The 23880-nt window shown below is 70.5% G+C and carries 29 protein-coding genes and 1 riboswitch; of the genes, 15 read left to right on the top strand and 14 right to left on the bottom strand.

From position 1 onward, the window contains the following. Positions 1-41: 41 nt before the first annotated feature. On the top strand, positions 42-1775 hold the full coding sequence (gene argS / locus ACZ7CH_RS21780; RefSeq protein WP_360392443.1) for an arginine--tRNA ligase: 1734 nt from the start codon (positions 42-44) through the stop codon (positions 1773-1775). An 82-nt stretch (positions 1776-1857) separates the two neighbouring features. Continuing rightward, on the top strand, positions 1858-2154 hold the full coding sequence (locus ACZ7CH_RS21775) for a WhiB family transcriptional regulator (protein ID WP_360392440.1): 297 nt from the start codon (positions 1858-1860) through the stop codon (positions 2152-2154). 113 nt (positions 2155-2267) lie between these two features. Here the strand turns inward: ACZ7CH_RS21775 and ACZ7CH_RS21770 are convergent, their stop codons facing one another. Next, positions 2268-2999 (bottom strand): SigB/SigF/SigG family RNA polymerase sigma factor, encoded by a 732-nt coding sequence (locus ACZ7CH_RS21770; protein ID WP_360392696.1) that lies wholly within the window; start codon positions 2997-2999, stop codon positions 2268-2270. A 137-nt stretch (positions 3000-3136) separates the two neighbouring features. Continuing rightward, positions 3137-3517, bottom strand: a complete 381-nt coding sequence (locus ACZ7CH_RS21765) for an ATP-binding protein (protein WP_360392437.1) — start codon at positions 3515-3517, stop codon at positions 3137-3139. Positions 3518-3693: 176 nt separating this feature from the next. Between ACZ7CH_RS21765 and ACZ7CH_RS21760 the strand changes: the two genes are divergently transcribed. Further along, complete coding sequence (locus ACZ7CH_RS21760; RefSeq protein WP_360392435.1) at positions 3694-4377, top strand: ATP-binding protein; 684 nt, start codon at positions 3694-3696, stop codon at positions 4375-4377. Positions 4378-4457: 80 nt separating this feature from the next. Here ACZ7CH_RS21760 and ACZ7CH_RS21755 read toward each other — a convergent pair whose 3' ends face one another. Further along, complete coding sequence (locus tag ACZ7CH_RS21755; RefSeq protein WP_360392432.1) at positions 4458-4808, bottom strand: STAS domain-containing protein; 351 nt, start codon at positions 4806-4808, stop codon at positions 4458-4460. 147 nt (positions 4809-4955) lie between these two features. Next, on the bottom strand, positions 4956-5624 hold the full coding sequence (locus ACZ7CH_RS21750; RefSeq protein ID WP_360392430.1) for an ANTAR domain-containing protein: 669 nt from the start codon (positions 5622-5624) through the stop codon (positions 4956-4958). Between the two features lie 253 nt (positions 5625-5877). On the opposite strand from ACZ7CH_RS21750, the gene ACZ7CH_RS21745 reads away from it, so the two are divergent. The 7 genes from ACZ7CH_RS21745 to gcvP all read left to right on the top strand — a co-directional run bounded on the left by ACZ7CH_RS21745 (position 5878) and on the right by gcvP (position 12789). Next, positions 5878-6081 (top strand): hypothetical protein, encoded by a 204-nt coding sequence (locus ACZ7CH_RS21745; protein WP_360392427.1) that lies wholly within the window; start codon positions 5878-5880, stop codon positions 6079-6081. Between the two features lie 121 nt (positions 6082-6202). Continuing rightward, positions 6203-6784 (top strand): CDP-alcohol phosphatidyltransferase family protein, encoded by a 582-nt coding sequence (locus ACZ7CH_RS21740; RefSeq protein ID WP_360392425.1) that lies wholly within the window; start codon positions 6203-6205, stop codon positions 6782-6784. Positions 6785-6826: 42 nt separating this feature from the next. After that, positions 6827-7210: a glycine cleavage system protein GcvH gene (gene gcvH / locus ACZ7CH_RS21735; protein WP_360392422.1), complete on the top strand. Its 384-nt coding sequence runs from the start codon at positions 6827-6829 to the stop codon at positions 7208-7210. A gap of 113 nt (positions 7211-7323) precedes the next feature. Then, positions 7324-7782 carry a glycogen accumulation regulator GarA gene (garA, locus tag ACZ7CH_RS21730; protein WP_360392419.1) on the top strand — a complete coding sequence of 153 codons (459 nt, stop codon included), beginning with the start codon at positions 7324-7326 and terminating at the stop codon, positions 7780-7782. A 424-nt stretch (positions 7783-8206) separates the two neighbouring features. Then, positions 8207-8680 carry a bifunctional nuclease family protein gene (locus ACZ7CH_RS21725; protein WP_030468959.1) on the top strand — a complete coding sequence of 158 codons (474 nt, stop codon included), beginning with the start codon at positions 8207-8209 and terminating at the stop codon, positions 8678-8680. Between the two features lie 306 nt (positions 8681-8986). Beyond that, complete coding sequence (locus ACZ7CH_RS21720) at positions 8987-9553, top strand: MerR family transcriptional regulator (protein ID WP_360392417.1); 567 nt, start codon at positions 8987-8989, stop codon at positions 9551-9553. A 98-nt stretch (positions 9554-9651) separates the two neighbouring features. After that, positions 9652-9747: riboswitch (glycine riboswitch) on the top strand. A 150-nt stretch (positions 9748-9897) separates the two neighbouring features. After that, positions 9898-12789: an aminomethyl-transferring glycine dehydrogenase gene (gene gcvP / locus ACZ7CH_RS21715; protein WP_470374695.1), complete on the top strand. Its 2892-nt coding sequence runs from the start codon at positions 9898-9900 to the stop codon at positions 12787-12789. Positions 12790-12834: 45 nt separating this feature from the next. Here the strand turns inward: gcvP and ACZ7CH_RS21710 are convergent, their stop codons facing one another. Genes ACZ7CH_RS21710 through ACZ7CH_RS21695 form a run of 4 tightly spaced genes read right to left on the bottom strand, consistent with a single transcriptional unit; the run spans position 12835 to position 14686 of the window. Continuing rightward, positions 12835-13017, bottom strand: a complete 183-nt coding sequence (locus tag ACZ7CH_RS21710) for a hypothetical protein (RefSeq protein WP_360392411.1) — start codon at positions 13015-13017, stop codon at positions 12835-12837. 12 nt (positions 13018-13029) lie between these two features. Beyond that, positions 13030-13635, bottom strand: a complete 606-nt coding sequence (locus ACZ7CH_RS21705) for a class I SAM-dependent methyltransferase (RefSeq protein ID WP_458430956.1) — start codon at positions 13633-13635, stop codon at positions 13030-13032. 9 nt (positions 13636-13644) lie between these two features. Next, positions 13645-14304 carry a maleylpyruvate isomerase family mycothiol-dependent enzyme gene (locus ACZ7CH_RS21700; RefSeq protein WP_360392406.1) on the bottom strand — a complete coding sequence of 220 codons (660 nt, stop codon included), beginning with the start codon at positions 14302-14304 and terminating at the stop codon, positions 13645-13647. A gap of 4 nt (positions 14305-14308) precedes the next feature. Then, entirely contained in the window at positions 14309-14686 is a 378-nt protein-coding gene (locus tag ACZ7CH_RS21695; RefSeq protein WP_360392403.1) for a DUF3224 domain-containing protein, read from the bottom strand. 49 nt (positions 14687-14735) lie between these two features. On the opposite strand from ACZ7CH_RS21695, the gene ACZ7CH_RS21690 reads away from it, so the two are divergent. Next, complete coding sequence (locus ACZ7CH_RS21690; protein ID WP_458430958.1) at positions 14736-15707, top strand: helix-turn-helix transcriptional regulator; 972 nt, start codon at positions 14736-14738, stop codon at positions 15705-15707. Continuing rightward, positions 15695-16507 (top strand): aldo/keto reductase, encoded by an 813-nt coding sequence (locus tag ACZ7CH_RS21685; protein WP_360392398.1) that lies wholly within the window; start codon positions 15695-15697, stop codon positions 16505-16507. Before ACZ7CH_RS21690 ends, ACZ7CH_RS21685 begins: the two co-directional genes overlap by 13 nt. Positions 16508-16546: 39 nt before the next feature. Here the strand turns inward: ACZ7CH_RS21685 and ACZ7CH_RS21680 are convergent, their stop codons facing one another. Then, entirely contained in the window at positions 16547-17113 is a 567-nt protein-coding gene (locus tag ACZ7CH_RS21680; protein WP_360392395.1) for a TetR/AcrR family transcriptional regulator, read from the bottom strand. 107 nt (positions 17114-17220) lie between these two features. On the opposite strand from ACZ7CH_RS21680, the gene ACZ7CH_RS21675 reads away from it, so the two are divergent. After that, positions 17221-17922, top strand: a complete 702-nt coding sequence (locus ACZ7CH_RS21675) for an SDR family NAD(P)-dependent oxidoreductase (RefSeq protein ID WP_470374694.1) — start codon at positions 17221-17223, stop codon at positions 17920-17922. A 643-nt stretch (positions 17923-18565) separates the two neighbouring features. Here ACZ7CH_RS21675 and ACZ7CH_RS21670 read toward each other — a convergent pair. Both ACZ7CH_RS21670 and ACZ7CH_RS21665 read right to left on the bottom strand, forming a co-directional pair. Continuing rightward, positions 18566-20272, bottom strand: coding sequence for a substrate-binding domain-containing protein (locus tag ACZ7CH_RS21670; protein ID WP_470374693.1), 1707 nt, complete (start codon positions 20270-20272; stop codon positions 18566-18568). Positions 20273-20337: 65 nt separating this feature from the next. Then, positions 20338-21210, bottom strand: a complete 873-nt coding sequence (locus ACZ7CH_RS21665; protein ID WP_470374692.1) for a 3-methyladenine DNA glycosylase — start codon at positions 21208-21210, stop codon at positions 20338-20340. 19 nt (positions 21211-21229) lie between these two features. On the opposite strand from ACZ7CH_RS21665, the gene ACZ7CH_RS21660 reads away from it, so the two are divergent. Further along, positions 21230-21670, top strand: coding sequence for an iron chaperone (locus ACZ7CH_RS21660; protein WP_470374691.1), 441 nt, complete (start codon positions 21230-21232; stop codon positions 21668-21670). Here the strand turns inward: ACZ7CH_RS21660 and ACZ7CH_RS21655 are convergent. Continuing rightward, a complete protein-coding gene (locus ACZ7CH_RS21655) occupies positions 21667-21912 on the bottom strand; it encodes a hypothetical protein (RefSeq protein ID WP_360392385.1) in 246 nt (81 codons plus the stop codon). The genes ACZ7CH_RS21660 and ACZ7CH_RS21655 overlap by 4 nt on opposite strands. A gap of 57 nt (positions 21913-21969) precedes the next feature. Further along, a complete protein-coding gene (locus ACZ7CH_RS21650) occupies positions 21970-22416 on the bottom strand; it encodes a winged helix-turn-helix transcriptional regulator (protein WP_470374690.1) in 447 nt (148 codons plus the stop codon). A 79-nt stretch (positions 22417-22495) separates the two neighbouring features. Here ACZ7CH_RS21650 and ACZ7CH_RS21645 point away from each other — a divergent pair, with 79 nt between their 5' ends. Continuing rightward, on the top strand, positions 22496-23152 hold the full coding sequence (locus tag ACZ7CH_RS21645) for an SDR family oxidoreductase (RefSeq protein WP_470374689.1): 657 nt from the start codon (positions 22496-22498) through the stop codon (positions 23150-23152). An 82-nt stretch (positions 23153-23234) separates the two neighbouring features. Here the strand turns inward: ACZ7CH_RS21645 and ACZ7CH_RS21640 are convergent, their stop codons facing one another. After that, entirely contained in the window at positions 23235-23825 is a 591-nt protein-coding gene (locus tag ACZ7CH_RS21640) for a dihydrofolate reductase family protein (protein ID WP_470374688.1), read from the bottom strand. Positions 23826-23880: the final 55 nt, after the last annotated feature.

The following is a 23880-nucleotide window of genomic DNA, read 5'->3' as shown; positions in this document are numbered from 1 at the left end:
GAAATACTGGGAGGCAAAGCCGCGGTCGAGAGGTGGGTTCAGTGCTGCGTGGGGATGTCGGGCTCGAGCTGGGCCAGCGGGTGGCGCGGGCGTTGCGCGCCGCTCTGGACGTGGACATCACCGCGGAGGAAGCGCTGATCCGACCGTCCAACCGAGACGGTGCCGACTACCAGTGCAACGTGGCCATGAGCCTCGCCAAGAAGGTCGGCCGCAACCCCCGCGAGGTGGCGCAGCTGATCGTCGAGCACCTCGACTCGGCCGACGCCGTGGAGACGCCGGAGATCGCCGGGCCGGGGTTCATCAACCTGCGGCTCACCCGCGGGTGGCTGGAGCAGCAGGTCGCGGGTCTGAAGGGGGACGACCGGCTCGGTGTGCCGGTCGTGGAGGAGCCGCGGCGGATCGCGATCGACTACAGCAGCCCGAACGTGGCCAAGGAGATGCACGTCGGCCACGTCCGGTCGACCGTCATCGGGGACGCGTTGTCGCGGCTGCTGGCGTTCGCGGGCCACGAGGTGATCCCGCACAACCACCTGGGCGACTGGGGCACGCCGTTCGGCATGCTGATCGAGCACCTCGTGGACCTCGGGTTCGACGACGAGTTCGAGATCAGCGACCTCAACGGCTTCTACCAGGCAGCGCGGGTCAAGTTCGACAGCGACCCGGCGTTCGCCGACCGGTCGCGGCGGCGGGTCGTGCTGCTGCAAGGCGGGGACGAGGCGACGCTGAAGCTGTGGCGGGAGCTCGTCGCGGAGTCGCAGCGGCACTTCGACCACATCTACGACGTGCTCGGCATCAAGCTCACCGCCGCCGACACCTACGGCGAGAGCTTCTACAACCCGTTCCTCGCGGACACGATCACCGAGCTGCGGCAGAAGGGGCTCGTCGAGGAGTCCGACGGCGCGCTGTGCGTGTTCCCGCCCGGCTTCAAGGGGCGCGAGGGCGACCGTCAGCCGTTGATCGTGCGCAAGAGCGACGGCGGGTACGGGTACGCGACCACCGACTTCGCGACCGTGCGGTACTGGGTGCGCGAGCGCGAGGTCGACCAGCTGATCTACGTCGTCGGCGCGCCGCAGACGCTGCACTTCCAGATGATCTTCGCGACGTCCCGGCAGGCCGGGTGGCTGGACGACGCGCACACGGCGGTGCACACGCCGTTCGGCACGATCCTGGGCGAGGACGGCAAGACCATCCGCACCCGCGCCGGCGGCACGATCAAGCTCGTCGACCTGCTGACCGAAGCCGTGCAGCACGCCGAGAAGGCCATCCCGGAGACGTCCGAAGTGGAGGGTGCAGAACGCGAGGAGCTCGCCCGCGTCCTCGGCATCGGCGCGGTGAAGTACGCCGACCTGCACAACGACCGCGAGAAGGACTACGTCTTCTCGTGGGAGAAGATGCTGGCCAAGACCGGCGACACGTCCGTGTATGTGCAGTACGCCAACGCGCGCACGCACTCCATCGCGCGCAAGGTCGGTCGTACGGCCCCGCAGGACGCCGCCATCACGCTCGCCGAACAGGCCGAACGCGACCTGGCGCTGAAGCTGTTGCAGCTGCCCACGGCGGTCAGGGCGGCCATCGAGGACCTGGCGCCGCACAAGCTGACGGCCTACCTGTTCGACACGGCCACGGCGCTGTCCACGTTCTACGAGACCTGCTCGGTCATGAAGGCGGAGACGCAGGAGCTGCAGGACTCGCGCCTGCACCTGCTCGCCCTCACGAGCCGCGTGCTCACCCTGGGTCTCGACCTGCTCGGAATTTCCGCCCCCGAGCGGTTGTGACCTGGGCCGAACAGGTTTACCGCCGCACGAGCAGAGGTACGCAGTGATCGCAACTCTTCCGCCCCAGCCTTAGGGAGTCGCGATGACCTGCACGACCCGCCTGCCCAAACCGGTCACCGACGTGTGGGACTGGCAGATGGAGGGGCTGTGCCGCGGCCAGAACAGCGCCATCTTCTTCCACCCCGACAACGAGCGCGGGTACGCCAGGGCAGCGCGTGAGGAGAAGGCCAAGGCCATCTGCTCGCACTGCCCGGTGCTCGCGCAGTGCCGTGCGCACGCCCTCGAGTCCCAGGAGCCCTACGGCGTGTGGGGTGGCATGGGCGAGGACGAACGCCGTCAGATCATCTCGGCGGCCCGCCGCCGTGTCCGCGCCGCCTAGCTTCGCCGCGACCGCAAGTCTGCTTTGCGTCTTCCGGGGCAAGTGATGACGAAACCCCGCGCCCTCGTTTCGGAACGAGGACGCGGGGCCGTGGGAACAACAGCTGTAACCGGTCATTCCTCCAAGACGTCGCGCAGCTGCCGCAGCGTCTTCGCCAGCAGCCGCGACACGTGCATCTGCGAGATGCCGACCTTCTGCGCGATCTGCGTCTGGGTCATGTTGCCGAAGAACCGCATGATCACGATCTTGCGCTCGCGCTCGGGCAGCTTCTGCAGCAGCGGGTGCAACGCCTCCCGCTGCTCGATCATCGCGATCTCCGGGTCCTCCTCGCCGATCGTGTTCCCGAGGGAGATCGACGAGTCGTCCGACATCAGCATGTCGTCCAGGGACGCGCTCTGGTAGGCGTTGCCGGCCGCCAGCCCCTCGTGGACCTCTTCGCGGCTCAGGCCCAGGTGCTCGGCCAGTTCGGACGGCGTCGGCGCGCGACCCAGCGACTGCGACAGCCGCGAGGTGCCCGCGTTGATCGCGAGGTGCAGCTCCTTGAGCCGCCGCGGCATCCGCACCGACCACGACGAGTCGCGGAAGTACTTCCGCACCTCACCCATGATCGTGGGCACCGCGAAAGACAGGAAGTCGCTGCCGCGCTCGGGGTCGAACCGGTCGACCGCGTTGATCAGGCCGACCGTCGCCACCTGCACGAGGTCCTCGTGCGGCTCACCGCGGTGGCCGAACCGGCGCGCGATGTGCTGGGCGACCGGGAGGTGCTCGGTGACGAGCCGGTCCCGCAACGTGTCGCGCTTCGGGCCGGCGGGCGTCGCGGCGAGCTCGGCGAACAACGGCGCCAGGTGGTCGTAGTCGCCACCCTTGCCGCTCGTCGACCCGGTCGAGGACTCAGCGGCCTCAGCCGGCTCGGTCGTGGCCGCCGTGCCCTGCGCGTTCTCAGCGGTCTCCGAGGCCGTGGCGGTCGCCTCTTCGGAGCCGGTCACTCATCCACCGCCCCTGCCGAGGACTTCACGAGGTCGATGTGGACCACGAACCCCTCGGTCTCGGCGGCGTCGTCCTTCACGGAAGTCTCCACCGAGTCCACCAGCGCGGTCAGCACGCGCCAGCCGAAGCTGCCCTCGTCCGGGCCCGCTGCCGCCTTGGCCGACACCTTCGCGCTCACCCGGACCGCACCCGCGGCGTCGACCGCGAAGTGGCAGCTCAGGACCGCGTCGTCGGCGGCGAGCGTGATCAACGTGGAGCACGTCTCGTCGACCGCGAGCTTGAGGTCCTCGATCGCGTCGAGGTCGAAGTCCTGCCGCATCGCGATGTCCGCGGCTACCGCGCGCGCGATGGAGAGCTGCGTCGGGTCCACTGCCATCCGCAGTTCGACCCCTGACAATTGCGTCACACCCACCTCGTAGTCCGTTCTGCTCTGAAGGCTCTCTGGGCCGGCATGTCACTGCCTTACCCGAACCGATCTCATTTCACACGTGTACTGACCCCGTGCCCAGGGAAATCACCTGCTGGAGGCAGGAGATCAAGGGGAGGAGAGTCGTGCTGGTGCGAGAGGACTTCCTGGCCCTCCGCTTCCCCGCGGACGCACACGAGGTCGGGCCCGTTCGGCACCGGCTGCGTGACTGGTTGCGAGGCGGCGGGTTCACCGACGACGAGGCCGACGACCTCGTCCTCGCGGTGAGCGAAGCGGTCAACAACTCCGTCGAGCACGCCTACCCCGGTTCCGAGCACGGCACGGTCGAGGTGCGCGCCCGCATCGAGAGCGACGGCACGACCGTGGTGGACGTCATCGACCACGGCCGGTGGCGCGTGCCACCACCCGCGCTCACCACGCGCGGCAGGGGACTCCTGCTCATGCGGGAGAGCGTGGACGACGTCGAGATCCACCGCTCGCCGAACGGCACCACCGTGCGGCTGCGCAGGACCCGGTCGCCCGTGCCCGCGACGTACGACACCGCACCCGACTGCCACGTGCATGCCTACGAGACCTCCTCGGGCGTGGTGGCGGTGGTCCGCGGTGACGCGCCCGCCGAGGCGGGACCGTCGTTGCGGCGGAGGCTGGTCACCGCCGCGCGCGGCGGCACCGTGCCGCTGACCGTCGACCTGAGCGGTCTCGGCCCGCGGCGCGAAGGCATCGCGCACGCACTGGCCGAGGTCGCGTCGGCGCTGGCCGCGGCGGGCAACCGGCTCACCGTGGTGCCGGAAGCCCCGCAAGCCCCCTGAGCCCGATGGGTCTCGGCTCAGGCCGGCACGCGCAGTCGTCGTAGTCGTCCTGGGCCGGGTTCGTCCCAGGTCAGGTGGTCTCAGCTCAGGGCGGCGTCCACCGAGTCGTGCACGGCGAGCACCTCGCCCAGCCCGGTGGCCTCCAGCGGACGCGTCACCGCGCGCTTGGTCGCCACGACCTTCAGGGTCGCGTTGCGCTGGGGGGCCAGCCGCGCCGCCTCGACGAGCACGGCGAGTCCGGCGGAACCCAGGAACGTCACGCCGGTCATGTCCACCACGAAGGTGCCACCGTCGGTGAGGCCGTTCACGAGGGCGTCGCGCAGCGTCGGCGCGGACACCATGTCCACCTCGCCGGACACGGCGAGCACCGTGACGCCGTCGGACGGCTGCCGGGCCGACAGCTCAATGGTCTGCGGGTCCTGCACAGTCACCGATCTTCTCCCTACTCGGACCACGGGGAGCCGCCACAGCAGCGGTCCCCACCACGCGGCTGCTGGCTCAACCGCTGCGACATCACCGTACGGGAGAGGTCGCTCGACAGGACAGGTCGCCGCTTCCGTACCCCGGTCGCCGAAGACTCAAACCTGCAACTCCGCCCAAAGTTCGCGAGCGGTGTCATAGGCGGTCCGCGGCGGCACCGTGACGTCCTCACCAGTGTCCTCCAGGTCCCCGCCGACCACGAGCACCAGGGCCGCCGCGACGTCGCGGAGCTTCACGTTCGCGTGCTGGCTGGCTCGCACGAGCAGCTCGAACGCCTCGCCCGGCCGGCATCCCCGCGCACCCACCAGCAGCCCCTTGGCCTGCTCGATGTAGCGCCGGTGCTGCACCATCCGCACCATCTGGTCGGCCCGCAGGACCTCGCCGGCGCAGAACTGCACCACCGCGGCCGCCGTCGCGAGCAGCGGCTCGATCTCCTCGACCACCTTCAGGTCCTCGATGCCAGCCGGGTGGTCCAGGTAGACCGTCAGCACTATCGGTCCGCTGTCACCCCAGCTCCCCGGCACCGCCACCACGTGGTGACCGCCGAGCTCGGCGGTCACCTGCCGCTCGTCGCGGGAGGCGTCGACGAGTGGTCCCTCCCCGGCCTCCACCTGCGCCCGGTCCAGTTCCTGCGCCACGCCGACCGCCCGCAGCACCGCCCCGTCGGGCCACACCGACAGGCCCACCCCGCGGCAGCCGTCGAGCTGCGCGCCGAGGTGGTCGAGCAACCGGGAGAGGAGCTCCGGCCCGAATTTCACCTGGTCCACGCGGACACGTTAGGCCGCGCCGATCGGACTGACGAGATGGGTGGTCATCGGCGCACGACGAACGGTTGCGCGAGCAACGACGTGGCCATCCGCCGCGCTTCGGCCCCGAACAGCTCGGCGCGGCATTTGATCCAGTTAACGCTCCGGACCCGGAACGGACACGTGTTCTGAACCACAGTCAGCCAGAATTCGTTCACAGGGATAACGCCGGAGCCCCGGTGGCCGACATCCCTGATGTCACGGAGGGACTGAGATGAGAACCGCCATGGAGACCGAGCCGCAGCCGGCCGAGCAGCTGCCCACCGCGCCGTGCAGCGTGGTGTGGAGCCGGGGCCACGCGTACGTGCTCGAGGGTTTCCGCGCCCGCTGGGTGGGCCGCGACGACCGCGGTCGCCCGTGCTCGCTCACCGGTGCCGAGATGCAGCGCCGCGGCTGGACGTTCACCCGGACGGCCTGAGCTCCCTCCACCCCACCGGGCCCCGTCCCCCGACCGGCCGCGCAGCTCCTGCGACCACCCGCACCGCGTGCCGTGACGCCATCCGGCAGCCCGTGCGCGGCCACTCGTTTAGAGTGCGGGTGTGCGTGACCCGGCTGATCGCCTGCTGACGATTCCGAACCTGCTCAGCGTGTTGCGGCTGGCCGGTGTTCCGCTCTTCCTGTACCTGTTGCTCGGACCCCGCGCCGACGGCTGGGCGCTGCTCGTCCTCGTCTTCGCGGGCCTGTCCGACTGGCTGGACGGCAAGCTCGCCCGCTGGCTGAACCAGATGAGCCGGCTGGGCGCGCTGCTCGACCCGGCCGCCGACCGCCTCTACGTGTTCTGCACGCTGCTGGCGTTCGTGGTCAGGGACATCGTGCCGCTGTGGATCGCACTCGTGCTGGTCGGGCGCGAGGTCGTCGTCGGCATCTGCCTGCTGGTCCTGCGGCAGCGCGGCTGGGGCCCGTTCGAGGTCACCTACCTGGGCAAGGCCGCGACCTTCAACCTGCTGTACGCGTTCCCCCTGCTGCTGCTCGCGCAGGGCGACTCGGCGTGGGCGCAGCTCGCACTCCCGTTCGCCTACGCGTTCACCGCGTGGGGTGCAGCGCTGTACCTGTGGTCGGCGCTTTTGTACGTCTACCAGTTCTTCTCGGCCCTGCGGGTCACTCCCGGAAAGGCCGCGTGAAAAGATCACCCCATACAGGTTCAGCACGAGGAGCGCAGTCAGTTGATTCCCGAGGAGCTTCGTTACACCGAGGAACACGAGTGGGTCGCCACAACAGGTGAGAACACCGTGCGCGTCGGCATCACCGACTACGCCCAGGAACAACTCGGTGACGTGGTCTTCGTCCAGCTGCCCGAGGTCGGCCACACCGTCTCGGCCGGCGACACGTTCGGCGAGGTCGAGTCCACCAAGAGCGTGTCGGACCTCTACTCGCCGCTCGACGGTGAGGTCGTCGCGATCAACGACGCCCTGGTGCAGTCGCCGGAGTCCATCAACTCCGACCCGTACGGCGAGGGCTGGATGGTCGAGCTCCGCCTGAACGACCCCGAGGCGGTCGAGGGGCTCTTGGACGCCGACGGGTACAAGGCGTTGGTGGAGAAGGAGTGACGTCGATCTTTCGCCGGATCTTCGGCCGGAAGGGGAGCCGCTCCTCGGGGGGCGACTCGAACGCGATAGGTTTTACCGGAAACGACGGACCCAGCAGCAGGAGGAGAGCTCAGGTGAGCACGAACGACGGCCCAGGCGTTCCGCCGGAGCAGTCCCCGGAGCGGACCTCCGTCTTCCGGGCGGACTTCCTCCAGGAGATGGAAGGCGGCGCCGAGGCGCCCGCACAGGAGCCGGCCGTTGCCGGTGTCGACGCCCTTCCCGCCGGTTCCGCGCTGCTCGTGGTGAAGCGCGGCCCGAACGCCGGTTCGCGGTTCCTGCTGGACCGCGACACGACGAGCGCGGGGCGCCACCCCGACAGCGACATCTTCCTCGACGACGTGACGGTCTCGCGCCGCCACGCCGAGTTCCGCCGGGAGGGCGGCGAGTTCGTCGTGATCGACGTGGGCAGCCTCAACGGCACCTACGTCAACCGCGAGCCGGTCGACCAGGCCGTCCTCGCGAACGGCGACGAAGTCCAGATCGGCAAGTTCCGCCTGGTCTTCCTGACCGGTCCCGGCTCCGCGGGAGCCTGACGGCCTGGGACCGGCCGGTCCCGGGTCTGCGGGATGACGAGCGTCGGGGCGGTGCTCACGCAGCTCCGCCCCGAGTTCCACCGTGCAGTGCTGTTGCCGTCTTCTCCACTGTTTTGCGTCATTGAGCAGTTCGCCGCGCTCCGCGGGAGTTTTCCTGCGTCGAGCCCGAACGCACTCGTGCGCTGACCGCCGTTGCGCGGAACTCCTCCCGGTTCGCCGTGCTTTCCGGGAATCGGCCGCCCTCTTCCGCTCGTTGTACCCGGTGCGGGGAAGAGCGGGTTCGAGCGGCCATCGTCTTGATCACGTTCTGCCCGCAACGATTGAGCACACGGCCCGCTTGGCGGGTAGCGTCGAACGCGTGTGCCGGGGGATGCTCGGAGACGTTCCGGGTACTCCCCAACGAGTCAGAGGGAGGCGAGACCCGATGAGCGAGATGCGTGTCGTGGGCGTCCGGGTGGAGCTGCCCCAGAACCAGCCGATCCTCCTGCTGCGCGAAACCGAGGGTGAGCGGTACCTGCCGATCTGGATCGGCTCGGTCGAGGCCACCGCGATCGCGCTGGAGCAGCAGGGCGTGCGACCGGCCCGCCCGCTCACCCACGACCTGCTCAAGGACGTCATCGGGGCGCTGGGCCGCAACCTCGAACAGGTGCGGATCACCGACCTGCAGGAGGGCACGTTCTTCGCCGAGCTCGTGTTCGACGGCGACGTGCGCGTGTCCGCCCGCCCGTCCGACTCGGTGGCCCTCGCGCTGCGCGTCGGCGTGCCGATCCACGCGGAGGAGTCCGTGCTGGCGGAGGCCGGTCTGATCATCCCGGACGAGCAGGAGGACGAGGTCGAGAAGTTCCGCGAGTTCCTCGACTCCGTGTCTCCCGAGGACTTCCGGGGCGCCGACACCTGAGTTCCCCCGACTGTCGCTGACCGTCTTGTTCGGACCCGGCGCCGATCGGTGGGGTGTCCCTCGATCGGACTACTTTCCGCACATCATGGCCGCTAAACAATCACTAAACGTCACCTGAACGTCCTAGTTCGGGTGACGGTGCGGACCCCCGCCTCAGGTTGGGGGCCAACACTCCCCGCGCGTCGCGTTGACCTGCCCTCGGAGCGGTCTTACCGTCGAACTCGAGTGGACGTCGCCGGTCTGCGCGAGTGGACCAGGCGGCTTGACGGCCCCGACTTTCGTGGCCGTTGGCGAGGGGAGGCAGGCGTGGTCGAGGAAGCGCCCTTGCGGGCCGAATCCGGGCAGCAGGGTGAGCTGTTCCCGGACTCCTCGCTGCCGGACGAACTCGTCGGCTACCGGGGACCCGCGGCGTGCCAGATCGCCGGGATCACCTACCGGCAGCTCGACTACTGGGCCAGGACCGGCCTGGTCGCGCCGACGGTGCGGATGGCGCACGGCTCCGGCAGCCAGCGGCTCTACTCCTTCAAGGACATCCTCGTCCTGAAGGTCGTGAAGCGGCTGCTGGACACCGGGGTCTCGCTGCAGAACATCAGGGTCGCCGTCGACCACCTGCGCCGCCGCGGCGTGCAGGACCTGGCGCGGATCACGCTCTTCTCCGACGGCACGACCGTCTACGAGTGCACCTCCCCCGAGGAGGTCGTCGACCTGCTCCAGGGCGGGCAGGGCGTGTTCGGCATCGCGGTGAGCGGTGCGATGCGGGAGATCAGCGGGACCATCCACGAGTTCCCGGCCGAACGTGCGGACGGCGTGGAAATCGCGCCGATGACCGAGGACGAGCTGACCCGCCGCCGCCGGGAGCGCGCCACCGGCTGACCCGCTGTCGCCGGCTCAGCCGGTCCCGTCGCTGAGACGTAGGTCGCGTCGGTGGGGACTGGCGGGCCTGCCTGCGGGTACTCTTCACGGGTAGTCGCTGAACTCAGGCGGGAGAGACCGGGTGCTGCACCCGGCGCCGAAGGAGCAAGTTCCTCCCCGGGAACCTCTCAGGCACCCAGGACCGCGTGAGCGAGACGCCTCTGGAAAGCGGATCTCTCGAGATCCCGCCGACGGTGAAAGCCCGCTCTCGTGGCGGGTGAACCTCTCAGGCGCCCGATGCCGGGTACGGACAGAGCGGGGAGGGCACCAGGACACGTGTGCCCGCAGCCCCCCGGAGGCGTTAGATGACGCAGGACCGCATTCCGCTCGCCGCTCTCGAGCACGGCACCCCGTTCGCGGACCGGCACGTCGGCCCGCGCCCCGCCGAGCTCGCCCGCATCCTCGACGTGATCGGTGTCGGATCGCTGGAGGAGCTGGCGCAGCACGCGGTGCCCTCGTCCATCCACGAGCGCGACCTGGTGCTGGACCTGCCGGCGCCCGCCACGGAGACCGAGGCGCTGGCCGAGCTGCGCGCGCTCGCCTCCCAGAACCGGCCGATGACCCAGATGATCGGCCTGGGCTACTACGACACCGTGACGCCGGGCGTGATCCTGCGCAACGTCCTGGAGTCGCCCGCCTGGTACACCGCGTACACGCCGTACCAGCCGGAGATCTCGCAGGGCCGCCTGGAGGCGCTGCTGAACTTCCAGACGATGGTCGGCGACCTGACCGGCCTGCCGATGGCCAACGCGTCCATGCTGGACGAGTCGACCGCCGCCGCCGAGGCCATGACCCTGGTGCGCCGCGCGGGCAGGGCGAAGTCGAACAAGTTCGTCGTGGACGCCGACACGCTGCCGCAGACGCTGGCCGTGATCGAGACCCGCGCCGAGCCGCTGGGCATCGAGGTCGTCGTCGCCGACCTGTCGCAGGGCATCGAGGGCCTGGGCCTGGGCGGTGACTTCTTCGGCGTGCTGCTGTCCTACCCCGGTGCGTCCGGTGTGGTCCGCGACCAGGCCGCGCTGGTGGAGGAGATCCACGCCGCCGGCGCGCAGGCCGTCGTCGTCGCCGACCTGCTGGCGCTGACGCTGCTGCGCCCGCCCGGTGAGATCGGCGCGGACGTCGTCGTCGGCACCACCCAGCGCTTCGGCGTGCCGATCGGCTTCGGCGGCCCGCACGCCGGCTACATGGCCGTCCGCTCCGGCCTGGAGCGCCAGCTGCCCGGCCGCCTCGTCGGCGTCTCCGTCGACGCCGACGGCTCGCTGGCCTACCGCCTGGCGCTGCAGACCCGCGAGCAGCACATCCGCCGTGAGAAGGCGACCTCGAACATCTGCACCGCGCAGGTGCTGCTCGCCGTGATCGCGTCGATGTACGCGGTCTACCACGGCCCCGAGGGCCTGCGCGCCATCGCGACCCGCGTGCACCGCCTGGCCACCGTCCTCGCGACGGGCCTGTGCGAGGCCGGTCTCGACGTCGTGCACGGCGAGTTCTTCGACACCGTGCAGGTGCGCGTCGAGGGCCGTGCCGCCGAGGTCGTCGCGAAGGCCCGCGAGCTCGGCATCAACCTGCGCCTCGTGGACGCCGACGTCGTGGCGGTCGCTTGCGACGAGAAGACCACGCGTGCGCACGTCGTCGCCGTGTGGGAGGCGTTCGGCGTGACCGGGTCCGATGTGGACGCGATCGACACCGACACCGCCGACGGCATCCCGTCGGACCTGCGCCGCACCTCGGACTACCTGACCCACCCGGTCTTCCACGCGCACCGCTCCGAGACCGCGCTGCTGCGCTACCTGCGCGCACTGTCCGACAAGGACGTCGCGCTGGACCGCAGCATGATCCCGCTCGGCTCCTGCACGATGAAGCTGAACGCGACCGCGGAGATGGAGTCCATCACCTGGCCCGAGTTCTCGACGCTGCACCCGTTCGCGCCGGTCGAGGACGCGAAGGGCCTGCTGACGATCGTGTCGGACCTGGAGGCGTGGCTGGCCGAGGTCACCGGCTACGACGCCGTGTCGCTGCAGCCGAACGCCGGCTCGCAGGGCGAGTTCGCCGGCCTGCTGGCGATCCGCGCCTACCACCGCGCCAACGGCAACTCCGCCCGTGACGTCTGCCTGATCCCGTCGTCCGCGCACGGCACGAACGCCGCGTCCGCCGTCATGGCCGGCATGCGCGTCGTCGTCGTGAAGTGCGACGACAAGGGCAACATCGACATGGGCCACCTGCGCACCACGGTCGCCGAGCACGCCGACGACCTGGCCGCGATCATGATCACCTACCCGTCGACCCACGGCGTGTACGAGGACACCGTCCGCGAGGTCTGCGGCCTGGTCCACGACGCGGGCGGCCAGGTGTACGTCGACGGCGCGAACCTCAACGCGCTGATCGGCCTGGCCCGCTACGGCAAGTTCGGCTCGGACGTCTCGCACCTGAACCTGCACAAGACGTTCTGCATCCCGCACGGCGGCGGCGGCCCCGGCGTCGGCCCGATCGGCGTGAAGTCCCACCTCGCCCCGTTCCTGCCGAACCACCCGCTGCAGCCCACCGCGGGCCCCGAGACGGGCGTGGGCCCGATCTCCGCGGCCCCGTGGGGTTCCGCGTCGATCCTGCCGATCTCGTGGGCGTACGTGCGCATGATGGGCGGCGACGGCCTGCGCCGCGCGACCCTGACCGCCGTGGCCGCGGCGAACTACGTGGCGCGCCGCCTGGACGAGCACTACCCAGTCCTCTACACCGGCGAGGGCGGCTTCGTGGCCCACGAGTGCATCCTCGACCTGCGCCCGATCACCAAGGCCACCGGCGTGACGGTCGACGACGTGGCGAAGCGCCTGGCCGACTACGGCCTGCACGCCCCGACCATGTCGTTCCCGGTCGCCGGCACGCTGATGGTCGAGCCCACCGAGTCCGAGGACCTGGCCGAGATCGACCGGTTCATCGACGCCATGATCGCCATCAAGCGCGAGATCGACCGCGTCGGCGCCGGCGAGTGGCCCGTCGAGGACAACCCGCTGCGCAACGCACCGCACACCGCGGCCTGCGTGACCGTCGGCGAGTGGGACCACCCGTACACCCGCGAGGAGGCCGTGTACCCGGCCGGTACCGGTGCTCCGAAGATCTGGCCGCCGGTCCGCCGCATCGACGGCGCGAAGGGTGACCGCAACCTGGTCTGCTCCTGCCCGCCCCTCGAGGCCTACAGCAGCTGATCCACACCGCGGAGGAGGGGCGCACCCAGGGGTGCGCCCCTCCTCTCATGCTCCGACCGGACAGGTCTCGTCGCCGCAGTTCTCCTGCTCGGTGATGCCCGGCCTGGTGAGGTCGTGCTCGAACGCGAAGTGGAAGCAGTCCGGGTGCATCCGCTCGAACAGCTCGAAGTCCTCCGGGGCCAGCTCCACGGCCTCACCGCACCGCTGGCACGTCTGTTCCTCTGCCACGGTGGAATGGTCTCACCCGCGCCGGGCGAACAGCACCGCGCCGTCCTCGCCGAGCAGCCACTGCGCCTCGACCGCGAACCCGGCGTCGCGCAGCCACGCCGCCACCCGCTCCGGCCGGCGCAGGTGGACGTGCACGCGCATCGGGTGCCCGCCGTAACCCCGCGTCTTCAGGTTCGTGCGGTCGCCGACGTGGAAACCCAGCTGCAGCAGCCCGCCCGGCCGCAGCGCGTCCCGGAAGTGCCCGAGCACCACCGGGACCAGCTCGTCCGGCACGTGGATCAGCGACCACCAGGCCAGCACCCCGCCGACCCGGTCGCCGAGCGGGTCGGTCATCGACCCGACCTCGAACCGCAGCCCGGGGTGGTTCCGCCGGGCGAGCGCGACCATGGCGGGGGAGAGGTCGATCCCGAACGCGTCCGCGCCGAGCCCGTGCAGCAGCGCCGTTACGTCGCCGGGACCGCAGCCGACGTCGGCGACGGGACCGTCCACCTCCTCGGCGAACAGCCGCAACGCCGCCCGCAGGTGCGGCATCCCGTCCAGCAGGCCGCGCGTGTAGTCGGCGTAACTGGCGGCGACCGTGTCGTAGGACTCGCGGGTGTCTGCCAGCCAGTCGGTCACGCCGGGAACCTACTCCTCGAACGGCTCCGCGCGGTGCCTTCCGGACAACGCCAGCGACGAGATCCACGTGTCCGGGTCACCGTCCCAGTCCATCGCCCTGATCTGGTCCACCGACCGCCGCCCGCCGATGGCCCGCATCAGCTCGAACGACGTCGTGCGCAGCGTCCCCTCCGGCTCGCCGTGCCCGAGCACGCGGTCGCCGTGCTCCAGCACCACCCGCAGCGCGGGCACGTCGTTCTCCCGCATCCGCTGGTCGAGCTGCTGCAACGGCCGGGTCAACGCCGCACGCACCACCTGCGGGTCCCGGTCGCCGGGCACGCCCAGCGCGGCGCGCAGGTCGTGTTCGTGCGCCACGACCTCGGCGATCAGCACCGAGCCCATGGGCGTGTCGAAGAGCGGAGCGGCCAGCTCCCGGTTCGCGTCCCACTCGGCGAAGGCGTCGTCGAGCGAGTTGCCGCGGCGGTCGCGCACCTGCCGTTCACCCCACTCGCCGGACTCGACACCGTCGAACCGGCGGTCCGCGAAGTCGCGCAGACCGCCGGCCAGGTGCGCCACCACGTCCTTGACCGACCAGCCGGGAGTCGCCGCGACGGGCGTCTGCGGGTCCCGGCCGCGCACCAGCTCGGTGATGCGCTGCTGGGCGGCGTCGTAGACGGGGGCGTTGGTCATGGGCTCAGACCTCGTACTCCAGCGCGTAGGTGCCGCTGCCATCCTCCGCCCAGTCCACGGTCACCGCACCTTTCGCGCCGAGGAACCGCCCGGTGCCGTCGACGACCTCGATCGACCCCTCCACAGCGGACCGGTAGGCGCCGACGTGCCGCAGCACCAGCGTGCCCTCGTCCGTGGTGACCTCCTCGATCGCGGTCGTCCACGCCACGTCGTCGCCGTAGTACATGAGGTACCGGCAGCTGCCCGTACCGCTGATGTCGCCCGCGTACCCGAACTGGACGTGCGCCTCGGTGAGCTTGCGGCCCTCGACGTCCCGGTAGGACCGGCCGTCCCAGGTCTTCTCGTCCCAGCTCTTCACTTCGATGGTTCCGGTTGCCTTCATGGACCCCACCCTGCTGGCAGAACCTGACAGTTCATGTCAGGTTTGTGGCATGAAGTCGAGCCGGCTCATCCAGGTGCTCCTGCTGCTCCAGTCCCGCGGCCGGATGACCGCCGACGAGCTGGCGGCCCGGCTGGAGGTCTCGCCCCGGACCATCTACCGCGACGTCGAGGCCCTCGGCGCCGCCGGCGTCCCCATCTACGCCGACCGCGGCCCGGCCGGCGGCTACCGGCTCGTCGACGGCTACCGCACCCGGCTCACGGGACTGACCTCCGGCGAGGCGCGGTCGCTGTTCCTCACCGGCCTGCCCGGTCCCGCCCAGGAGCTGGGCCTCCAGGAGTTCGCCGCCGCGGCCCAGCTCAAGCTCCTCGCCGCGCTGCCCACCGAGCTGCGCGCCAGGGCCGAGCAGATCCGGCAGCGGTTCCACCTGGACACCCCGACGTGGTTCCGCGGCGACGAACCGACCGCGCACCTCGCCACCATCGCCGACGCCGTCTGGGAGCAGCGCCGCGTCCGCATGACCTACCGGCGGTGGGGGCAGCAGACCGTCACCCGCGAGGTCGACCCGCTCGGTCTCGTCCTCAAGGCGGGCACCTGGTACTTCGTCGGCAGCCTGCGCACCTACCGGGTGTCGCGGGTGCTGGAGCTGGAGGTCCTGGACGAGACGTTCGACCGGCCGGACGACTTCGACCTCGCCGCCTTCTGGGCCGGGTGGTCCGAGGAGTTCGAGGCCCGCATGTACGGCGAACGCGTCACCGTGCGCATGACCAGTGCCGGTCTCGACAAGGCGCGGTACCTGCTCAGCGGCCACCAGGCCCGGGTCGTCGCACAGCTCGCACCGCAGCCGGGGGAGGAGTTCGGCTTCCCGACCGAGTCGCTCCGGCACGCCCTGCCCGACCTGCTCAAGTTCGGCCCCGACGTGGAGGTCGTGGCACCCGACGAGCTGCGCCGCGAGGTCGTGGCCGCGATCGAGGCGATGCACCGGCTCTACAACGGTGCGAAGCTACCCGCATGGTTCCGCTGATCTCGCTGAACAACGGAGTACGGATCCCCCAACTCGGCTTCGGCGTCTTCCAGGTGCCGGAGGACCAGGTGGCCGGTGCGGTCACGACCGCCATCGAGGCCGGCTACCGCAGCATCGACACGGCCGCCGCCTACCGCAACGAGTCCGGTGTCGGCGACGCGATCGCGGGCGTGCCGGACCTGTTCGTCACGACCAAGCTGTGGAACTCCGACCAGGGCTACGACTCGACGTTGCGCGCGTTCGACGCGAGCACGCGCCGCCTGCGGCGCGACGTGCTGGACCTCTACCTCATCCACTGGCCGACCCCGCGGCGCGAGCTGTACCCGGAGACGTGGCGCGCGCTGGAGCAGCTCTACGCCGACGGCCGGGTGCGGGCCATCGGCGTCTCCAACTTCCACACCCGCCACCTGCAGCGCCTCTTCGACGAGTTCCCGACCACCCCGGCGGTGAACCAGATCGAGCTGCACCCGTTGCTGCAGCAGGAGGAGATGCGCAAGGTCCACGTGACCCACCGCATCGTCACCGAGGCCTGGTCACCGCTCGCCCAGGGCGCGCTGCTGGGCCGCCCGGAGATCACCGGCCTGGCCGAGAAGTACGCGAAGACCCCGGCCCAGATCGTGCTGCGCTGGCACGTCCAGCTCGGCAACGTCGCGATCCCCAAGTCCGTCACGCCCTACCGGATCAGGGAGAACATCGACATCTTCGACTTCGAGCTGGCCCAGGACGACATGACCGTGATCGCCGAGCTCGACAACGGCACCCGCACCGGCCCCGACCCGGACCGCTTCAACGTCGCGTGACCGCACCGGCCGAGCCACCGGTGTCCCCGGTGGCGCGGTTCACCCGGCCGTGCGCAGCCCGTCGAGGTAGAACCGCAGGAACCGCCGCCACCGGTCCGGTTCGGTGTCGACCGACTCCCTGATCACCTGCGACATCGCCCACGTCAGCGTCACGAGGTCCGCGAGCTCGAAGTCCGCGCGCAACACCCCGGCGTCCTTGGCGCGCTGGATGATCCGCTCCGCGTGCCCCATGCCGCGCCCGCACGCGCTGGTGGCCTCCTCGGACGGCACCAGCCGCCGGGCGATCGCGTCGTTCAGCCCGTGGTCCTGCGCCTGCAACGCCACCGTGCCCTCGACGAAGTCCGCGAAACCCCGCCACGGGTCAGGCGCGGCCAGCGCGGCCGCGCCGATGTCGTCGAGCACCGCCAGCCGGCTCGGGAAGATCGAGTCGATGAGCACCTGGCGCGTGGGGAAGTGCGCGTAGAGGGTGCCGATGCTGACCTGGGCCCTGCGGGCGATGTGCTCCAGCGCCGCATCGAGCCCTTGCTCACCGAACACGTCGACGGCCGCCGCGAGCAGCTTGGCGCGGTTGCGAGCGGCGTCCGCGCGCAGGGGCCTGGTTGCCATGGCGGCATTCTACAAACGCCCCCTAAGTCGAGCCTCCCCTCGACTTCTGTGATACCGTCACTCCCACAAGTCGAGGACACCCTCGAATTAGCCGGAAGGTGCAGCTCATGTCCCTCGCAGCAGTCATCGGCGTCGGCCCCGGTCTCGGCATGTCCATCGCGCACCGGTTTGGACGAGAGGGCCACGACGTGGCCCTGGTGTCCCGCACCGACACCCGGCACAGCCGCTACCTCGCCGAGCTGGCGCAGGCCGGCGTGAAGGCAGAGGCGTTCACCGCTGACGTGCGCGACCGCGACCAGCTCCTGTCCACCCTGGACCGCATCGGTGGCGAGGTCGAGGTGCTCTACTACGGCCCTGGCGCGGCCGACCCAGACCTGCCGATGAAGCCGATCACCGAGATCACCGCCGCGGACGCCCAGAAGGCGCTGACCTGGCTGTACCCGGCCCTCGACGTCGTGGGCCACGTCCTGCCGGGCATGCTCGACCGCGGCAGCGGAGCGCTGCTGTTCGCAGGCGGCCTCAGCTCAGTCGTGCCCATGCCCGGCTTAGGCGCGCTCACGATCAACGCCGCAGCCCTGCGCAACTACGCGGTGACGCTCAACGCGGCACTGGCCGACAAAGGCATCTACGCGGGCACGCTCACCATCGGCGGTCTGATCGAGCGCGGCGACATCCACCGCATGATCACCGCAAACCCCGGCCAGTACGGTGAGATCCCCACGCTGAACCCCGACGACATCGCCGAGGCGGCGTGGCAGCTGACCGCCGAACGGAACCGCGCGGAGGCCGTCTTCAACGTCCTGGTCTGACCACTCAGGCGCTGTTCGCCGCGCCTGCGAGGCCGCCGCGCCGCCAAACTCCGGCTCCGGCGCTGAACCCCGGCCCCGCCAAGCCCGCGCGGCAACCCGCCACCGCACCCAGCTGCGCACCACCTGGCCACCGCACCCACCCCGACACCCAACCCCGGCCCTCGCCGGACCCGCGTGGCAACCCACCACCGCACGCAAACCCCGCACCACCTGGCCACCGCACCCGAACCACGCAACGACTCACCGTCGCCCGCGCCCATCCCGACGCCGAATCCCGGCCTCGCCAGGCCCGCGTGGCAACCCGCCACCACACCCAACCGCGCGACGACCACCGTCGCCCAAGCCACCCCGACACCCTCGTCCACGACCTGGACCGACGTCCCTGTCCGCGCTACCGCGATGCCCTTGCCCGCGACCCGCCCCAACGCGCTTGTCCACGACCTGGACCGACGTGCGCGCCGACGTCCCCGTCCGCGCCAACCCCGACGCCCTCATCCACGACCCGGACCAACGCTCTTGCCCACAACCTGGACCGACGCCCGCGCCCACCCCGACGCCCCCGCCCGCGTCCGCCCTGACGCCCGCGCCCGCCCGATGCCCGCGCCAGCCCCGATGCCCTCATCCCACAACCCGAACCAACCACTCAGGCGGTGGTCGACAGCACCTGCCCGAGCGCGGCCTCTACACCGTTCTCGTCCTCCACCACGGACACGCTGCCCCCGGTGCTCTCCGCGATGTCGGTCAGCGCCGCCTTGTCCACCTCACCGCCGATCGCGATGAAGCTGACCGGCAGGTCCTTGCCCTTGAGTCGGGACTTCAACGCCGCCAGGTCGATGCCGCCGTCCGAGGTGCCGTCGGTGACGACCACGACCCGGTTGACCCGCCCGGCCACGAAACCGTCGTGCGCCGCCTCGTAACAGGCCCCCAGCGCGGTGTAGAGCTGGGAGCCGTCGACAGTCTTGAGCCCGTCGATCGCCCTGCGCAACGCCTCGCGCTTCTCCACGACCGGACCGGTGCCCACGAGCTGCTTGTAGGGCTTGGCGCCGTCGACGGACCGCGCGAACTCCCACAACCCGAACGACCCGGACACCGACCTGTCCACCTGCCCGCGCAGGGCGGCCTTCACCTTGTCCAGCCTCGGTTTCATCGAGGTGGACACGTCCGCGAGCACGGTCACGACCTGGCCGCCGCGGTCCGCCGACGCCCATGCCGCCGACAGCTGCTGCGTGGTCGTCGCGTCAGCGGCGACCAGGTTCTCGGTCACCGCCGCCCACGACACACCAGGAGAGGGGGACGGTCGGTCCTGAGTGGACTCGACACGCAAACCGCCGTGCGCCAAGATCTTCTGCTGGTCTGGCTCGGTCATGAACTCGCGGAACGCCTGCGCCGCGCGTTCCTCCGCCTCACCGACCTCGGGGCCGGACAGCGCCACGTACGGGAAGTCCGCCACCGGTGTCGGGCCGACCGGCAGCACGCCGACGAGCGGTTTGGACGGTGCCTCCTTGCCGGTGTTGTGCTTGTAGAGGTCCACTTCGGACACCGGCGTCACGCTGAAGCCCGCCGCGTTCACCGTCGCGCTGTCCCCGAGCCGCCGCAACGCCTCGCGCGTCGTGGTGGGCACCTCGGGTGGCACGGTGGCCGCGAGCTTGGTCAGGGTCGCCTTGGCGGCGTCGGAGTTCAGCGTGTCCGCGGTGACCGGGCCCTTGCCGCCGGCCAGTGCGGACTGGATCGCGAGCGCGGAGGCCGTGTTCGCGGCCGGGTCGGGCATGGCGACGCTGAACCGGCCCCAGTTCGGGCCGAACCTCTGCCAGTCGGTGACCTCGGGCATGTCCGTCCAGCGGAAGTCCTTCAGCACTGGCGCACCCGCCTCGGGTGCGGCGAGCAGCACCGGCGACGTGCCGATGGACTTCGGCGTGCCACCGACCAGCTTGGCGTTGAGCGCGGACAACCGGTTCGCCCACAACACCGAGTCCGGCACCCAGGCGTGCGGTCGCTGGCCGAGCTTCTCGGCGTCCCAGGTCCCGGTCAGACCGTCGAGCACGGCGGAGGAGTCGGCGGAGGTGACCTCGACCGCGATGCAGTGGTCGTAGACGACGGGCCGCGTGGCGCTCCAGGCCCGCGCGACCTCCGCGACGGCCTCGGCCACGCTCGGTGTCGCGGACACCCGCAGCACCGCGTCACCCTCGTTGCAGTCCTGGGCCTGCGCCTGCGCTCGCTTGTCGAGCACGCCGCCGATCCACGACCAGGCGCCCCAGCCGAGCGCGATCAGCGCGACGACGGCCACGATGGCGACGGGCCACTTGGCGATCCCGCGCCGCACCTTCGCGCGCAGCGAGCGGTGTCGAGACATCGATCCCTCTCACAACTACTCAGCGGCCCCCGACGACCGGCAGCCACGCTAACAGGAGAGAACGGTCAGCGATGTGAAGTCACTCCCAGTACCGACTGGCACACGGTGACGAGTCGTTCCCGCAGCGGTTGCGACCTCGCGGCGAACTCCGCCTGCCTGCGCACGTACTCCGCGCGGCCCTCCGGCGTCTCGATCCTGACCGGCTCGTACCCGAGTCCCGCCAGGTCGTAGGGCGAGGCCCGCATGTCGAGCTCCCGCACGTCGACGGCCAGCTCGAAGCAGTCGGCGACCAGGTCGGACGGTGTCGCGGGCTCCAGCTTGTAGGACCACTTGAACAGGTCCATGTTGGCGTGCAGGCAGCCCGGCTGCTCGTTCTCGACCTGCCCCTCACGGGTGGGCAGCAGGGTGTTGAGCGGCCGCGCGGGCCCGGTGAAGAACCGGAAGGCGTCGAAGTGCCCGCACTGGATCTTGCTGGCCTCGACCACCTGGTCGGTGCCGTCGCTGCCCAGGCGCAACGGCCACGCGTTGTGCCGCACCTCCTCGGGCTGCTGCCGGTAGACCATGGCCCACTCGTGCAGCCCGAAGCACCCCAGCCGCGCCGGCCGCCGCATCGTCGCCGTGAGCAGCTCGCGCACGAAGTCGATGGTCTTGGCCCGCTGAGCGGCGAAACTGCCGACGTCGAGCGTCACGCCGCCGCTCGTGGCCCGGTAGTGCGGGAACTCCAGGTACTCGCCGGCGTCCTCCAGGACGATCCCCGGCCCCGGATGCCACCGTTCGAGCCGCACGGGCCGATGGCTGTAATAGGTGAAGAGGAAGTCCATGACGGGGTGCTTCTCCTTGCCGGCCTTCCGCTCCAGGTGCGGGCCGGTGAAGCGCCTCATGCGCGCGACGTGCCGGTCGCGCAGCTCATGCCATTCGGCTCGGGTCAGGACCTCCACGAGCGGCTACCGTACGCGCATGGTGCGGAGCAAGGCCGCCACGGTCGACGAGTACCTCGACGAGCTGACCGCAGAGCAGCGCGCCGAGATCACCGCCGTGCGCGACGTCGTCGTCGCGCACCTCCCCGCCGGCTACGCCGAGGGCGTGCTCTGGGGGATGATCACCTGGTACGTGCCGATCGAGGTCAGCGGCCCCACCTACAACGGGCAGCCGCTGAGCTACGTCGCGCTGGCCGCCCAGAAACGCCACTGCTCGCTCTACCTGACCACGGCCATGGCGCCGGGGGAGTCGTTCCGCGAGCGCTACCTCGCCACCGGCAAGAAGCTCGACATGGGCAAGTCCTGCGTGCGCTTCACCCGCGCCGCCGACCTGGCCCTCGACGTCATCGGCGACGAGATCGCCCGCTACCCGGTGGCGGAGTTCGTCGACCACGTCCAGCGCGTGACGGTCAAGCGCTAAAGCGGCGGCACCAGCCCGGTGAACGTCCGCGCGCCGTTGCAGTGCGGGCACTCGCGCCCGTTGTCGACGGTCCGCGGCGCACCACCGATGATTGCCAGCGTCGGCGCCGCGATGTAGCTCGCGCCCCCGCACAGATGGCACACCGTGCGCGGCTCCGGCGTGACGGCGAAGAGGTCGTCCGGGTCTTCCTCGTCCTCGAACTCGTCGTCCTCGGCGAACTCGTCCTCGTCGTCCTCACTCATGGTCGTCAACCTACACGGACAGCGACCGGCGACCGGTGCGCGACCACGGGTTCCGGATCAGGTCGCCGAGATCGGATCGCCCGGTGTCGTGGCGGCCCGCGTCAACGACTCCGGCGTCGCCTCACGGCCGCAGTGCGCGCACACGACCAGTGGTTCCAGCACGTTGCCGCACGAGTGCTCCCACACGAGCGGGAGGGGCCCCTTGGTCACGTAGGTGTCGCCCCACTCCTTGAGCATCAGCAACACGTTGTTCAGCGCACGGCCCGACTCGGTCAGCACGTACTCGTGGCGCGGCGGGTGCTCGGAGTACTGCCGCCGCTCCAGCACGCCGAACGCGACGAGCTTCTTCAGGCGCGCGGTCAGCACGTCGCGGGAGGCGCCGGTGTTCGCGGCGATCTGGTCGAAGCGGTGGTTGCCGAAGAAGACCTCGCGCAGCGCCAGCAGCGACCAGCGCTCGCCGACGACCTCCAGCGCGTTCGCAACGGAGCAGGTTCGCGGAGCCATGTGACCACGGTATCAGTCGGTTGGGAAATCAAACTCGACCTGCCACAGTTGGTTTGAAATACCAACTTAGGAGGTTGTCATGGACTTCAAGGGTCAGACGGTGCTCGTGACCGGCGCGAACCGCGGACTGGGCCGTGCGTTCGCCCAGGAGCTCGTCAAGGCGGGCGCGAAGGTCTACGGCGGCGCGCGCAAGGTCGAGACCATCACCGACGAGGGCGTGGTCCCGGTGCGGCTCGACGTCACCGACGACGCGTCGGTCGTGGCGGCCGCCAAGGAGCTCGGTGACACCACGATCGTGGTCAACAACGCCGGCGTCCTCGTCGCGGGTGACGACGTCGACAGCATCAAGGCGGAGTTCGAGGTCAACTTCTACGGCCTCGTCCGCACGACGGACGCGTTCGCGCCGGTCCTGAAGGCCAACGGCGGCGGCGCGATCGTCAACGTGCTGAGCATCCTGTCGTTCGTCGGCAGGGCGGAGTGGCGCGGCTACGCGGCCTCCAAGGCAGCGGGCTGGTCGTTCACCAAGTCCTCCCGTGAGGCGCTGCGGGAGCAGGGCACGCGCGTGATCGGCGTGCACGCCGGGTTCATCGACACCGACCTGACCGCCGGCATCGACGCGCCCAAGATCACCCCGCAGGACGTCGTCGCGCAGGTGCTGCGGGCGCTTGAGAACGGTGACGACGAGGTGCTGGCCGACGAGCGCACCCGCGCCGTGAAGGCCGCGCTGTCCGCCTGAGGGACGTCAGTCCCGGCGCGCGGGGGAGTGCGGCGGCGGCCTCGGTGAACTCAGGCCGCCGCGGCGCCCCACCGCGTCGTCCTCACCCGGCTTCCGCGTAGTGCACTTTGTAGCGCAGGTGCGTGACCTCGACGCCTTCGACGACCGAGAGCGGCCCTGCGAGCTGGTAACCCTGGCCCGGTGCGAAGAACGGCATGCCACCGCCGAGCAGCACGGGCACCAGGTCGAGCCAGATCTCGTCGACCAGCCCGGCGTCGATCGCCTGCCGGGCGACCTCGCCGGAGTTCAGGCCGACGGCCTTGTCGCCCGCGTGCGACCGGGCGATCTCGACGGCCTTCTCGATGCCGTCGCCGCAGAACGTGAAGTGCTCGGTGTTCTCCAACGGCCGATGGGTGAGCACGACGGTGTGCACGCCCATCGGGTGCCGGCCGCCCCATGCGTTCGTGTGGTCGTAGAGCTTGCGGCCCACCACCAACGCGCCAGTCGCCCGGATGAGGCCGTCGAAGTGCGCGGCGCTGGCGGGGGTCAGGTGGACGGTCATCGCGCCGGTCGGCATCGTGTACGCCACGTCGCCGGACTCGTACCAGCGGAACAGCCGGTCGAAACCGGAGAAGTCCGGGCCCGAGACGTAGCCGTCGATCGAGGTGCTGGCGCCGGTGTAGACCTTGCCCATGGCGGGTGCCTCCCCTGTGTCGGTCAGTCACCCCTGCGTCGACTGCGCGCCGGGG

This window comes from Lentzea sp. NPDC037011 (genome assembly GCF_055607425.1).
The sequence above is the reverse complement of the archived record's forward strand: the minus strand, read 5'-3'. Positions and strand labels throughout refer to the sequence as shown.

Coding starts and splice junctions, on each gene's coding strand:
- ACZ7CH_RS21775 (WP_360392440.1), top strand. CDS start 1,858: ATGACCTGCACGACCCGCCTGCCCAAACCGGTCACCGACGTGTGGGAC.
- ACZ7CH_RS21765 (WP_360392437.1), bottom strand. CDS start 3,517: ATGGCAGTGGACCCGACGCAGCTCTCCATCGCGCGCGCGGTAGCCGCG.
- ACZ7CH_RS21745 (WP_360392427.1), top strand. CDS start 5,878: ATGAGAACCGCCATGGAGACCGAGCCGCAGCCGGCCGAGCAGCTGCCC.
- ACZ7CH_RS21725 (WP_030468959.1), top strand. CDS start 8,207: ATGAGCGAGATGCGTGTCGTGGGCGTCCGGGTGGAGCTGCCCCAGAAC.
- gcvP (WP_470374695.1), top strand. CDS start 9,898: ATGACGCAGGACCGCATTCCGCTCGCCGCTCTCGAGCACGGCACCCCG.
- ACZ7CH_RS21700 (WP_360392406.1), bottom strand. CDS start 14,304: ATGACCAACGCCCCCGTCTACGACGCCGCCCAGCAGCGCATCACCGAG.
- ACZ7CH_RS21695 (WP_360392403.1), bottom strand. CDS start 14,686: ATGAAGGCAACCGGAACCATCGAAGTGAAGAGCTGGGACGAGAAGACC.
- ACZ7CH_RS21690 (WP_458430958.1), top strand. CDS start 14,736: ATGAAGTCGAGCCGGCTCATCCAGGTGCTCCTGCTGCTCCAGTCCCGC.
- ACZ7CH_RS21685 (WP_360392398.1), top strand. CDS start 15,695: ATGGTTCCGCTGATCTCGCTGAACAACGGAGTACGGATCCCCCAACTC.
- ACZ7CH_RS21680 (WP_360392395.1), bottom strand. CDS start 17,113: ATGGCAACCAGGCCCCTGCGCGCGGACGCCGCTCGCAACCGCGCCAAG.
- ACZ7CH_RS21675 (WP_470374694.1), top strand. CDS start 17,221: ATGTCCCTCGCAGCAGTCATCGGCGTCGGCCCCGGTCTCGGCATGTCC.
- ACZ7CH_RS21670 (WP_470374693.1), bottom strand. CDS start 20,272: ATGTCTCGACACCGCTCGCTGCGCGCGAAGGTGCGGCGCGGGATCGCC.
- ACZ7CH_RS21660 (WP_470374691.1), top strand. CDS start 21,230: ATGGTGCGGAGCAAGGCCGCCACGGTCGACGAGTACCTCGACGAGCTG.
- ACZ7CH_RS21655 (WP_360392385.1), bottom strand. CDS start 21,912: ATGAGTGAGGACGACGAGGACGAGTTCGCCGAGGACGACGAGTTCGAG.
- ACZ7CH_RS21650 (WP_470374690.1), bottom strand. CDS start 22,416: ATGGCTCCGCGAACCTGCTCCGTTGCGAACGCGCTGGAGGTCGTCGGC.
- ACZ7CH_RS21645 (WP_470374689.1), top strand. CDS start 22,496: ATGGACTTCAAGGGTCAGACGGTGCTCGTGACCGGCGCGAACCGCGGA.
- ACZ7CH_RS21640 (WP_470374688.1), bottom strand. CDS start 23,825: ATGGGCAAGGTCTACACCGGCGCCAGCACCTCGATCGACGGCTACGTC.